Here is a 12214-nt window from a genome sequence, read left to right as displayed (position 1 = left end):
ACGGGCCGCCGTCCGGCTACCCGTCCGCCCGAGCCGTCTCCAGCAGCTCCTCCGCGTGCGCGCGAGCCGTCTCCGAGTCCTCCTGCCCGGCGAGCATCCGGGACAGTTCACGGATGCGCTCCTCGCCCTCCAGGACCTTCACGCCGGAACGGGTGACCGACCCGTCGTTGGTCTTCTCGACGAGCAGCTGCCGGTCGGCGAAGGCGGCGACCTGCGGCAGGTGGGTCACCACGACCACCTGCGCGGTCTTGGCCAGCCGGGCCAGCCGGCGGCCGATCTCCACGGCCGCCTTGCCGCCGACGCCGGCGTCGACCTCGTCGAACAGGTACGTCGGCACGGGATCGGTCCCCGCGAAGACGACCTCGACGGCGAGCATCACGCGCGACAACTCACCACCGGACGCGCCCTTGGCGATCGGCCGGGGCGGCGCTCCCGGGTGCGGGGCGAGCAGCAGCTCGACCTCATCCACACCCGAGGGCCCGTAGGCGACCGGGCGTCCACCGACCTCCACGCCCTGCGGATCGTCGGTCTGCCGGATGTCGAAGGACACGCGCGCGTGCGGCATCGCGAGCGAGGCCAGCTCCGCCGTCACGGCGGCGGCGAACCGCTCGGCTGCCTCCGCCCGCGCATCTGTCAACGCCTGCGCCAGCCCGCCCAGCTCGCTCCGCAGCGCGTCCCGCTCGGCCGTCAGCTCGTCGATGCGCTCGTCGTCGCTGTCCAGTTCGGTGAGCCGCCGGCTGCTCTCCTCGGCCCAGGTGAGCACGGCGGCGACGTCCTCGCCGTACTTCCGCGTGAGCGCGGTCAGCGCGGCCCGCCGTTCCTCGACGGCCGCGAGCCTCAGGGGATCGGCGTCCAGGTCGTCGGCGTACCCCGCCAACTCCCCGGCGACATCGCCCAGCAGGATCCCGATCTCGCCGATCCGGTCGGCCAGTGCGGCCAGCGCCGGATCGTGCGACCGCACTGCGTCCAGGGCCCGCTGCGCGCCCGCGACGAGCGTCGCGGCGTCGATGCCCTCGGGGTCCTCCGGGTTGCCGGCGAGCGCGGCGTGCCCGGCCGTGGCGGCCGACGACAGCGCCTCCGCGTGCCCGAGCCGCTCCGCCTCCTCCGCGAGCTCCACGTCCTCCCCGGCGCGCGGCTCGACACCGGCGATCTCGTCGAGCCCGAACCGCAGCATGTCGGCTTCCTGGGCCCGCTCACGCGCGCGCGTGGTGATCTCGTCGAGCTCGACGGAGACCGCGCGCAGCCGCCGGTACGCCTCGCCGTACTTGGCGAGCGGCACCGCGACGGCATCACCGGCGTAGCGGTCGAGCGCCTGCCGCTGCCGGGTCAGCTTCAGCAACCCCTGCTGGTCCGTCTGCCCGTGCACCGCCACCAGGTCGTCGGCGAGGTCGGCGAGCAGCCCCACGGGCACGCTGCGCCCGCCCACATGCGCCCGTGACCGCCCCTCGGCGGAAACGGTACGGCTGATCAGCAGAGCCCCGTCGTCGAGCTCGGCCCCGGCCTCCTCGGCCCGTACGAAGGCCGACGCACCCGCGGCGACGGTGATCCGCCCCTCCACGACCGCCTTGTCGGCCCCGATCCGCACGAGCGCCGGGTCGGCACGCCCACCCAGCAGCAGCCCGAGGCTGGTGACCACCATGGTCTTGCCCGCACCCGTCTCACCGGTGACGGCTGTGAACCCCGGCGACAGCTCGACGACAGCGTCGTCGATGACTCCGAGCGACCGTATCCGCATCTCCTCCAACACGGACACGACCTTACGAGGTCAGCACGGGGAAGTGCGACGGCCCCCGGCCCGATGATGTGAAGGTGCAGGTGACGAATGTGCATCGACCGCACAAGTCACCCGGCCGAGTGCAACGCCGCCCAGGGGCGCGGGGAACTGCGCGGGCAACCACGAACAACCCGCAGCCGCCACGAGTCCCCCACCACCCCCTGCAAAGCGCTAGTGAGGTGCCCCTCGCCATCCAGAAACCGGCAACGCGAACTTCGCCACAAGCCGATCCGTGAACGACGCGTGATGCAGCCGAGCCAACCGCACCGGCACAGCCCCCCGCCGCACCTCGACCCTGGCCCCCGGCGGCAACTCAACAGTCCGCCGCCCGTCACACCACAACACCCCGGGCGGAATATGAGGCAGAACCTCCACCGCCAACACGGAATCCGGCGAAGTGACCAATGGCTTCGCGAACAACGCATGCGCACTGATCGGCACCATCAGCAACGCCTCGACCTCGGGCCACACCACAGGCCCGCCCGCCGAGAAGGCGTACGCCGTGGACCCGGTCGGCGTGGACAGCACGATCCCGTCGCACCCGAACCCCGTGACCGGCCGCCCGTCGATCTCCAGCACGACCTCGAGCAGCTTCTCGGCGCCGGCCTTCTGCACGGCCGCCTCGTTCAGCGCCCAGTCCGTGTGCACGATGTCGCCGTTCTGATGCACGACGACGTCGACGGTCATCCGCTCCTCGACCTCGTACGCCTTGGTCACGACCCGGTCGACGACCTTGTCGAGGTCGTCGCGCTCGGCCTCCGCGAGGAACCCGACCCGCCCGAGGTTCACACCCAGCATCGGCACCCCGGACGCCCGGGCGAACTCGGCGCCCCGCAGCAGCGTCCCGTCGCCGCCCAGCACTATCAGCAGCTCGCACCCGTCGAGGCACTGCGCAGTCGCCTCCTTGACGAGCTCCACCTCGTCCGGCAACGGCAGGTCGGCGGCCTCGTACTCCAGGACGCGCACCCCGATGCCCTCCCGCAACAGCCCCTTGACCACCAGCTCGGCGCTGCGAATGGCCGCGGGACGCCCCGTGTGGGCGAGCAGGAAAACAGTACGAGCTCGGTTCTGTGTCAACGCGGCCCCTCCGCAACTGCACGGTCAACGTCGGCCGGGTCCAGGGCGGGCGCCCCGGTACGCAGCCACAGAAAGTACTCGACATTCCCGGAGGGTCCGGGCAACGGACTCGCCGTGACCCCCTTCACCCCGAGCCCGAGTTCCCACGCCTTCTCGGCCACGCCGCGCACGGCCTCGGCCCGCAGCTGGGGACTGCGGACGACCCCGCCGCTGCCCAGCCGCTCCTTCCCCACCTCGAACTGTGGCTTGACCATCATCACCAGATCGGCGTCCGGCTTCACGCACCGCACCAGGGCGGGCAGCACCAGTCCGAGCGGGATGAAGGACAGATCCCCCACGACAAGATCCACTGGTTCCCCATCGATCGCTTCGAGCGTCAACTCGCGTACGTTCGTACGGTCTTTGACGGTCACGCGTTCATCACTCCGGAGAGTCCAGGCGAGTTGTCCGTACCCGACGTCGACCGCGACCACACGGGCGGCTCCGGCCCGCAGCAGCACATCGGTGAACCCGCCGGTGGACGCCCCGGCATCGAGCGCCCGCCGCCCTTCGACCGCCAGCCCCTGAGGTACGAAGACCTCCAGAGCGCCCGCGAGCTTGTGCCCTCCCCGGGACACGTACTCGGGATCGCTGCCGTCGGCGACGACGACGATCGCCGCCGCGGTCTCCACCTGCGTGGCCGGCTTGGTCGCGACGGTCTTGCCGACGGTGACCCGCCCTGCGGCGATCAGCTGGCTGGCGTGCTCGCGCGAGCGCGCGAGCTTCCGGCGGACCAGCTCCGCGTCAAGACGGCGGCGTGCGACTCCTGCCACGTTCGGTTCAGCTCCTAGTCCCATACGTCGACGGGGGCGCCGGAGGTCCCGGGCGGGCGTCGAGCGCGGTGAGCGCGTCGCGCAGCCCCCGGTGTACATCCTCGTACACCTCGAGGTGCCCGTCCGTGGCGAGGTGGTCGGCATCGCCGAGCCGCTCCAGCTGCGCGTCGACGTCGGCGTGGCCGGTGGGGGTGCGGGGGACGTTCAGCGGGGCGGGGGCGGCGGGGTCGTACTCGGGTTCGGCCGCGGGCCCGGGGTCGGTCACCTGCCCGGCCTCCGCCTCGGTCGCCTCCGGGACCTCCGTCCGCGGAACTGTGTCGCTCATGCCCAGACGCTACCCCGAACCGCTGGGGTACGGTCGATCGCGATGGCCACGACTGAGGAGTGCCGCGCCGCACTCGAAAAGCTCTCGGACAACATGCAGCGCGCCGAAGGGGACGTCCGCTCGGCCGCCGCCCTGGACCGCTCGGTGAGCTGCCACATCACCGACCTGGACGTCACCTTCGCCGGCCGCATGGCGGGCGGCCGCATCCAGGTCCACGACACCCTCCAGGGCCCGCCCCGCGAGAAGGCCCAGATCAGACTGAGCATGACCGGCGACGACCTGGTCGCGATGGTCGACGGCGACCTGCACTTCGCCAAGGCGTGGGGCTCGGGCCGCGTGAAGCTGCACGCGGGCCTGCGCGACCTGCTGCTGCTCAGGAAGCTTCTTTGAAACCCCTCAGGTCTACGTCACCTCAGGAGGCTTCTCCGGGGCACCTCAGGAGGCTTCCGCGGCGGCCACCTTCGTGACGTCCGCCTTGCCCCCGGCCCGCGCCTTGCGCGCCGCCGGAACCACGAGCGGCGTGCCCGTCTCGGGGTCGTCGATGACCTGGCAGCGCAGCCCGAAGACGTCCTCGACCAGTTCGGCCGTCACGATGTCGTTCGGCGCGCCCTGAGCGATGATCTCCCCGCCGCGCAGCGCGATGAGGTGCGTGGCGTACCGGGCGGCGTGGTTGAGGTCGTGCAGCACGGCGACCAGCGTCCGCCCCTGCTCCTCGTGCAGCTGGGCGCACAGGTCGAGGACGTCGATCTGGTGCTGGATGTCGAGGTAGGTCGTCGGCTCGTCGAGCAGCAGCAGCGGCGTCTGCTGGGCGAGCGCCATGGCGATCCACACGCGCTGACGCTGGCCGCCGGACAGTTCGTCGACATAGCGATCCGCGAGCTCGGCGACCCCGGTCTGCTCCATCGACTCCTGCACGACCCGCTCGTCCTCGGTCGACCACTGGCGCAGGATGCCCTGGTGCGGGTACCGGCCGCGGCCCACCAGGTCGGCGACGGTGATCCCGTCCGGTGCGATCGACGACTGCGGCAGCAGCCCCAGCGTGCGCGCGACCTTCTTCGCCGGCATCGACTGGATGACCGACCCGTCCAGCAGGACCCGGCCCTGGCTGGGCTTGAGCATCCGCGAGAGCGCCCGCAGCAGCGTGGACTTGCCGCACGCGTTGGGGCCGACGATCACGGTGAAGGAGTTGTCGGGTATCTCCACCGACAGCTGCTCGGCGATGACCCGCTGGTCGTAGGCGAGGGTGACGTTGTCGGCGGACAGGCGGTTCACAGTGCTCCTTCGGTTGTTCAGCCCGTTGTTCGACCCGCTGCTGAGGCTGTCGTCGCTCAGGCTCTCGTGGCTGAGGCTCTCGTGGCCGAGGCTCTCGTGGCCGAGGCTCTCGTTGCCATTGCTGCCGGCGCTCATATCCGGCCCGCCTTGCGCTCGGTGACGAGCAGCCAGAGCAGGTATACGCCGCCGAGTACGCCCGTGACCACGCCCACGGGCATCTGGTCGGCGCCGAAGACCCGCTGGGAGGTCCAGTCGGCGGTGACGAGGAGGGCGGCACCCATACACAGCGAGGGCAGCAGGTTCGGCCCGGGCGAGCGGGTCAGGCGCCGGGCGAGCTGCGGCGCGGTCAGGGCCACGAAGCTGACGGGGCCCGCGGCGGCGGTGGCAGCCGCGGTGAGCAGCACGGCGGACAGCATCAGCAGCAGCCGTACGCGTTCGACACGCACTCCGAGGGCGTACGAGACGTCGTCGCCCATCTCCATCATCCGCAGCCCGCGCGCGTTGCCGAGGACGAGCGGCACGAGGGCGACACACAGCGCGAGCAGCGGCCAGACCTGGGCCCAGTCACGGCCGCTGAGGGAGCCGGTCATCCACACGACCGCGCGGGTCGCGTCGACCAGGTCGGCCTTGGTCAGCAGATAGCCGTTGACCGCCGTCATGATCGCGGACATGCCGATACCGACCAGGACAAGTCGGTAACCGTGCACGCCCCGCTTCCAGGCGAGGAGATAGATGGCGAGCCCGGTGGCGAGTCCGCCCACGAGCGCTCCGACGGTCACCTGGGTGGAGTCCCCGGAGAACAGCACGATCACCACGAGCGCCCCGGCCGTGGCCCCCTGCCCGAGACCGAGGATGTCCGGGCTGCCCAGCGGGTTGCGGGACAGCGCCTGGAACAGCGCCCCGCCGAGACCGAGCGCGGCACCGACCAGTAGGGCGACCAGGACCCGCGGCAGCCGCAGATCGTTGACGATGAACTCCTGACCCGCGTTGCCGTTGCCGGCCAGCGTCTTGAGCACGTCGCCCGCCGAGATCGGGAAGTCGCCAGTGCCGATCAGCAGGACGCTCGCGGCGAGCGCGGCGAGCAGCAGCAGCAGGACGGCGGTCAGCGCCCGGACGTCCAGCCGGACGGAGATCCCGCCCGGCGTCCGCACGGCCCGGGTGGCGCGGGTGGCGCGGGTGTTCGCCACCGGCGCCGCGGTCTTGGCTTCGTTCTTCACTGCGGTCCTCACAGCTGGGCCGTCCTCCGCCGTCGTACGAGAAAGATGAAGACCGGTCCGCCGAGGATCGCGGTGACGATACCGACCTGGAGCTCGGCGGGCCGGGTGACGGTCCGGCCGAGCACATCGGCGCCGAGCAGCAGCACGGGCGACAGGACGGCCGCATACGGCAGGATCCAGCGCAGGTCGGGGCCGGTGAAGGACCGCACGACATGCGGCACCATCAGGCCGACGAACACGATCGGCCCGCAGGCCGCGGTCGCGGCGCCGCACAGCACGGTCGCGGCGAGCATCGACAGCACCCGGGTCCGGTTCAGGTTGGCGCCGAGCGCCTTGGCGGTGTCGTCGCCCATCTCCATGGCGTTGAGCGGCCGGGCGAGGGCGAGCGCGAGGACCACACCGACGACGAGGAACGGCAGCACCTGCCTGATGGTCGAGTCCGTCGCCGAGCTGAGCGAACCGACCGTCCAGAAGCGCATCTTGTTCAGCGCCGCGTCGTCCGTGATCATCACGGCCTGGAGATAGCCGTAGAGCGCGGCACTGATCGCCGTACCGGCGAGCGCGAGCCGTACCGGGGTGGCGCCCCGGCTGCCGCCGAGGAACCACACCATCGCCCCGACCGCGGCCGCGCCGAGGAAGGCGAACCAGACGTAGCCACTGAGGCTGGTGACACCGAAGAACGTGATGGCGGTGACGACAGCGGCGGACGCGCCCGCGTTGATTCCGAGCAGCCCGGGATCGGCGAGCGGATTGCGGGTGAGGGCCTGCAGCACCGCCCCGGCGAGACCGAGCGCGGCGCCGGCCAGCAGTCCGAGGACGGTGCGCGAGATCCGGTCGTCGACCACGACGTCGCCGTAGGTCCCGGAACTCTCGAACAGTCCGTGCCAGACCTCCCCCAGGGACAGCTGTTTCGCCCCGATGGCGATGCTCGCCAGAACGACGACCACCAGAATCAGGACAGAGACGAGCAACCCAACGGCACGTATCGCCCGTCGGGTTGGGGGCGCGGACTGGGACTCCGCGCGCTGTTCAGGAGGACTGTCGACCAACACGCAGTTAGGTTAGCCTACCCTCCCATTCGGCCACGATCCCGCCGTACAAGGTCACGATGACGCCGTACGGGCGTCACCACCCCGGCCTCAATCCCTCCCAGCGGCATCACATCCGGGCCACGCTGTCCCGACGAGGTCACAACCCCAGCCGCGCCAGCTCCTTGCCCGCGTCCAGCGCGCACGAGCCGTCCCCGGCCGCGGTCCAGGCCGCCGCACACAGCGCCCGCAACCCGTCCAAGGCCTCACCGTCACCGACGAGTTCCAGCCGGTCCACCCGGGCGGTCGCCGTCCAGCCACCGCACCGGAAGCCGTCTCCGTCCTCGGCGACCTCCGGCTGCCCGGTGAGCAACCCGCGCAGATCGGCGTCGACATAAGTCGGCCGATGCTGCGGCGGCGCGGCAAGCAGCTGTGCGCCATCGGTCACCCCGGTCAGCACGAGCAGCGAGTCGACGTCCCCGTAGAACGCTCCCTCGATGTCCGTGTCCAGCCGGTCTCCGACGACCAGCGGCCGCTCGGCGCCGGTGCGCAGGATCGTCTCCCGGTGCATGGGGGGCAACGGCTTGCCCGCCACCTGCGGCTCGGCGCCGGTGGCTATGCGCACGACCTCCACCGCCGCGCCGTTGCCCGGCGCGATCCCGCGCGCGCTCGGAATCGTCAGGTCGGTGTTGGACGCGAACCACGGCACCCCGCGCGCGATGGCGTAGCACGCCTCCGCGAACCGCCCCCACGCCAGCTCCGGCCCGCCGTACCCCTGCACGACCGCCGCCGGATCGTCGTCCGCCGACTCCACCGGCTCCAGCCCGCGCTCGCGCAGCGCGACCCTCAGCCCCTCCCCGCCGATCACCAGCACGCGGGCGCCCGCCGGCACCTGCTCACTGATCAGCCGCGCGACCGCCTGCGCCGAGGTGATGACGTCGTCAGCCCCCGCGGGCGTCCCCAGCGCGGTCAGATGCGCGGCCACCACGTCCGGAGTCCGCAAAGCGTTGTTCGTGACGTACGCGAGATGCATCCCGCCCGCACGGGCCGTGGCCAGCGACTCCACGGCATGCACGATCGCGTTGCCCCCGGCGTACACCACACCGTCGAGGTCGAGCAGCGCGGTGTCGTACGCCTCGCTCAGGGCCTGGCCACTGCCCTCCGGCCTCCTCCTGACGCTCTGGCTCATTCCACATCGCTCCTCGTTCGACGGCTTTCCTCCGATCATCCCCCATGCCACTGACACCCGTACGATGCCGGGATGAACACAGCAGGTCACCAGGAAGCAACGGCGCGCCGAGGCCTCGAACTCACCCCGTTCCGAGGGCTTCGCTACGACCCCGACCGGGTCGGCAGCCTGGCCGCCGTGACATCGCCTCCGTACGACGTCGTCGTCCGCCCCGACGGCCTGCACCAGCTCCAGGACGCGGACCCGTACAACATCGTGCGGCTGATCCTCCCTCAGGCCGACACCGCGGACGCCCGTAACAACCAGGCCGCGACGACCCTGCACCGCTGGTTGTCCGAAGGCGTACTGACCACCGACCCCGAGCCAGGCCTCTACGTCTACGAACAGCGTGACGGCGAGGGCATGCTGCAGCGTGGCGTCATCGGCGCCCTGCGCGTGACGGAACCCTCGGAGGGCCTCGTCCTGCCGCACGAGGACGTCATGCCGCACGTGGTAGCCGACAGAGCGGCTCTGATGCGCGCCACCTCCGCGAACCTCGAACCGCTGCTGCTGACCTACCGCGGCAACGGCACGGCGACCGACACGACCGCCGTCATCGAGCGTACGGTCGAACGCCCGCCGCTCTTCGCGACTACCACGGAGGACGGCTTCAGCCACCGCCTGTGGTCGATCACCGACCCGGCCGACCTGAACCGCGTCCAGTCCGACCTGACCCTCCGCCAGGCCCTGATCGCCGACGGCCATCACCGCTGGGCGACCTATCGACGTCTACGCGCGGAGCACGGCTCGCCCAGCCCCTGGGACTACGGCCTGGTCCTCCTCGTCGACACGGCCCGCTACCCCCTCCGCGTCCGCGCCATCCACCGCCTCCTGCACGACCTGCCGGTGCCGGACGCCCTGGCCGCCCTCGACGGCCGCTTCCGCGTACGCCGCCTCGAAGTCCCGCTTGCCGAGGCCCTCGAAGCACTGGCCGACGCGGCTTGCGCGGGCAACGCCTACCTCCTGGCCGGAGACGGCGCCTTCCACCTCGTCGACGACCCGGACCCGGCCCTCCTCGACAGCACGGTCCCCACCGACCGCCCCGCAGCCTGGCGCACCCTGGACGCCACCGTCCTGCACGCCACACTCCTCGCCCATGTCTGGCACATCCCGGAGGACGACCCCACTCGCATCGCCTACATCCACGACACAACCGCCACCGTCAAAAAGGCGGAACGCGACGGCGGTACGGCCGTCCTGATGCACCCGGTCCGCGAGGACGTCGTACGCGACCTGGCCCGCCAGGGCGTCACGATGCCCCGCAAGTCCACGTCGTTCGGCCCGAAGCCGGCATCGGGCCTGGTGCTGCGCACCCTGGAAGGGTGAACGCAAAAAGGGCGGGACCCCAGCCCGGGATCCCGCCCTTCACATCACACCCAGCTCACTCCTTGCCGCCCTCTTCGGGATCGGCCTGAGCCTGCCCATCACGACTGTCGTCGCTCTCGCTCTCGCTCTCGTCGAAGGCGTCGACGAACTCGACACCGTCCAACTCGGCGAGCCGGTCGGAGGCGTCCGTGCTGCCCTCCTTGTCGGCCTCGAGGGCCTTGGCGAACCACTCACGCGCCTCACCCTGCCGCCCGGCCGCCAGCAGCGCGTCCGCGTAGGCGTACCGCAGCCGCGCGGTCCACGGCTGCACGGCGTTGGAGGCCAGCTCGGGGCTCTGCAGCGTCACGATGGCCGCGTCCAGCTGCCCCATGTCACGCCGAGCGCCGGCCGCGACGAGCCGCATCTCGACCTGCCCGGCCTTGTCCAGCTTGTGCACCTCGGACGCCCCGGCCATGTCCAGCGCCTTCTCCGGCCGCCCGAGCCCACGCTCACAGTCGGCCATCAGCGGCCACAGCTCCACGCCACCGGTCATCCGCCGCGCAGCCCTGAACTCGGCAAGCGCCTCGGCGTACTTCTGGTTCGCGTACGCCGCGAACCCGGCCGCCTCTCGCACGGCCGCGACCCGCGACGCCAGCCGAAGGGCCACCCTGGAGTAGCCGTACGCGCCCTCGGGGTCCTCGTCGATGAGCCGCGCGACCATCACCAGGTTCTTGGCGACGTCTTCCGCGAGCGTCTTCGGCAGGCTCTGCAACTCCTGCCGTACGTCCTTGTCGATCTCGTCGCCCGTGACGTCCTCCGGGATCGGCAGCCGCTTGATCGGCTCGCGGTCCCGGTCCCGCTCATCACGGAACCGGCCACCGCCACGCCGGTCGTCACGCCTGTCATCCCGCCGGTCGTCGCGCCCACGGAACCCTCCGGGACGCCCACCACGGTCGTCCCGACGGGGCCCACGACCGCCACGGTCGTCACGCCCACGGAACCCACCACGGTCGCCCCGGCTGTCGTCCCGCCGGAAGCCGCCACGATCATCACCACGACGGTCGTCACGCCGGTCATCGCGACGATCGTCCCGCCGGTCATCCCGGCGGTCATCGCGGCGGAACCCACCGCGGTCGTCGCCACGTCGGTCGTCACGGCGGTCATCGCGCCTGAAATCGCGTCGGTCGCCACCGCGGTCGTCACCCCGACGGTCGTCACGGCGATCGTCACGCCGGAAGCCACGGTCCCGGTCGTCGCCACGGAACCCGCGGTCCCTGTCATCGCGCCGGAAGCCGCCGCGGTCACCATCACGACGGTCATCGCCACGACGGTCGCCGCCACGGTCATCGCGCCGGAAGCCGCCGCGGTCACCATCACGACGGTCATCGCTACGACGGTCGCCGCCACGGCCGTAACCGCCACCGCTCCGGTTGTCGTCCCGGCGGAAGCCACCACGGTCATCGCCACGACGGTCATCGCGCCGGCCGAACCCGCCTCGCTCGTCGTCGCGACGCTCCCCCCGGTCGTCACGACGGAACGACGGACGATCGCCCTCGCGACGGAAGCCACGGTCACGGTCGTCCCGACGCGGCCCACCGGAACGGTCGTCCCTCCGGAACGGCGGACGGGGACCCCGATCGCCCTCACGCCGGTCGCCGCCACGGTCATCGCGCCGGCCGTAACCGCCACCGCCACGGTTGTCGTCCCGGCGGAAGCCACCACGGTCATCGCCACGTCGGTCGTCACGACGGTCATCGCCACGTCGGTCGTCACGCCGGTCATCGCGGCGGAAGCCACCGCGGTCGCCACCCCGGTCGTCACTACGGCGATCGTCACGACGCCCGTAGCCACCACGGTCGTTGTCGCGACGGGGACCGCTACGGTCGCCGCCCCGGTAACCGCCTCGATCACCCCGGTCGCCGCGGTCACCACTGTCCCGTCGCCGCGGTTCGCGCTCCGGTCGGTCGTCGGGAGAGTTGGTGGACATCGGTGACTCCTGTCTTCGGTACCGCAAGCATTGTAAAAACGAAAGGACCCCTGGTCCCAGCTGAACGCTGGTGACCAGGGGTCCTTCCCAAAGATTGTTCGGCGGCGTCCTACTCTCCCACAGGGTCCCCCCTGCAGTACCATCGGCGCTGTAAGGCTTAGCTTCCGGGTTCGGAATGTAACCGGGCGT

Annotated in this window: 11 protein-coding genes and 1 rRNA gene; 2 read left to right on the top strand and 10 right to left on the bottom strand. The window is 71.4% G+C overall.

The genetic code is table 11. From position 1 onward, the window contains the following. Positions 1-16: 16 nt before the first annotated feature. From recN to ACFY5C_RS27655, 4 genes are all read right to left on the bottom strand, one after another. Positions 17-1735: a DNA repair protein RecN gene (gene recN, locus ACFY5C_RS27670; protein WP_389449194.1), complete on the bottom strand. Its 1719-nt coding sequence runs from the start codon at positions 1733-1735 to the stop codon at positions 17-19. A gap of 210 nt (positions 1736-1945) precedes the next feature. After that, on the bottom strand, positions 1946-2851 hold the full coding sequence (locus ACFY5C_RS27665; protein WP_328428696.1) for an NAD kinase: 906 nt from the start codon (positions 2849-2851) through the stop codon (positions 1946-1948). Next, on the bottom strand, positions 2848-3663 hold the full coding sequence (locus ACFY5C_RS27660; RefSeq protein ID WP_389448654.1) for a TlyA family RNA methyltransferase: 816 nt from the start codon (positions 3661-3663) through the stop codon (positions 2848-2850). The genes ACFY5C_RS27665 and ACFY5C_RS27660 overlap by 4 nt, the downstream gene beginning before the upstream one ends. A gap of 7 nt (positions 3664-3670) precedes the next feature. Beyond that, positions 3671-3988, bottom strand: a complete 318-nt coding sequence (locus ACFY5C_RS27655; protein ID WP_389448651.1) for a hypothetical protein — start codon at positions 3986-3988, stop codon at positions 3671-3673. Between the two features lie 42 nt (positions 3989-4030). Between ACFY5C_RS27655 and ACFY5C_RS27650 the strand changes: the two genes are divergently transcribed. Beyond that, complete coding sequence (locus ACFY5C_RS27650; RefSeq protein ID WP_389448649.1) at positions 4031-4378, top strand: sterol-binding protein; 348 nt, start codon at positions 4031-4033, stop codon at positions 4376-4378. Between the two features lie 45 nt (positions 4379-4423). On the opposite strand, the gene ACFY5C_RS27645 is transcribed toward ACFY5C_RS27650, so the two are convergent. The 4 genes from ACFY5C_RS27645 to ACFY5C_RS27630 form a co-directional block, all read right to left on the bottom strand. Continuing rightward, the gene (locus ACFY5C_RS27645; RefSeq protein ID WP_389449191.1) at positions 4424-5260 is read right to left on the bottom strand and encodes an ABC transporter ATP-binding protein; all 837 of its coding nucleotides are present in this window, start codon (positions 5258-5260) and stop codon (positions 4424-4426) included. 131 nt (positions 5261-5391) lie between these two features. Next, positions 5392-6447 carry a FecCD family ABC transporter permease gene (locus ACFY5C_RS27640; RefSeq protein WP_389449188.1) on the bottom strand — a complete coding sequence of 352 codons (1056 nt, stop codon included), beginning with the start codon at positions 6445-6447 and terminating at the stop codon, positions 5392-5394. Between the two features lie 38 nt (positions 6448-6485). Next, positions 6486-7529, bottom strand: a complete 1044-nt coding sequence (locus ACFY5C_RS27635) for a FecCD family ABC transporter permease (protein ID WP_389448646.1) — start codon at positions 7527-7529, stop codon at positions 6486-6488. Positions 7530-7665: 136 nt separating this feature from the next. After that, the gene (locus tag ACFY5C_RS27630; protein ID WP_389448643.1) at positions 7666-8694 is read right to left on the bottom strand and encodes an HAD hydrolase-like protein; all 1029 of its coding nucleotides are present in this window, start codon (positions 8692-8694) and stop codon (positions 7666-7668) included. A 72-nt stretch (positions 8695-8766) separates the two neighbouring features. Between ACFY5C_RS27630 and ACFY5C_RS27625 the strand changes: the two genes are divergently transcribed. After that, a complete protein-coding gene (locus ACFY5C_RS27625) occupies positions 8767-10059 on the top strand; it encodes a DUF1015 domain-containing protein (protein ID WP_389448640.1) in 1293 nt (430 codons plus the stop codon). Positions 10060-10114: 55 nt separating this feature from the next. Here the strand turns inward: ACFY5C_RS27625 and ACFY5C_RS27620 are convergent, their stop codons facing one another. Then, a complete protein-coding gene (locus ACFY5C_RS27620) occupies positions 10115-10867 on the bottom strand; it encodes a hypothetical protein (protein WP_389449185.1) in 753 nt (250 codons plus the stop codon). A gap of 1254 nt (positions 10868-12121) precedes the next feature. Further along, a 5S ribosomal RNA gene (rrf, locus tag ACFY5C_RS27615) occupies positions 12122-12214 on the bottom strand; the annotation flags it as partial.

Source organism: Streptomyces sp. NPDC012935 (assembly GCF_042900345.1).
Taxonomy (GTDB): Bacteria; Actinomycetota; Actinomycetes; order Streptomycetales; family Streptomycetaceae; genus Streptomyces.
The sequence above is the reverse complement of the archived record's forward strand: the minus strand, read 5'-3'. Positions and strand labels throughout refer to the sequence as shown.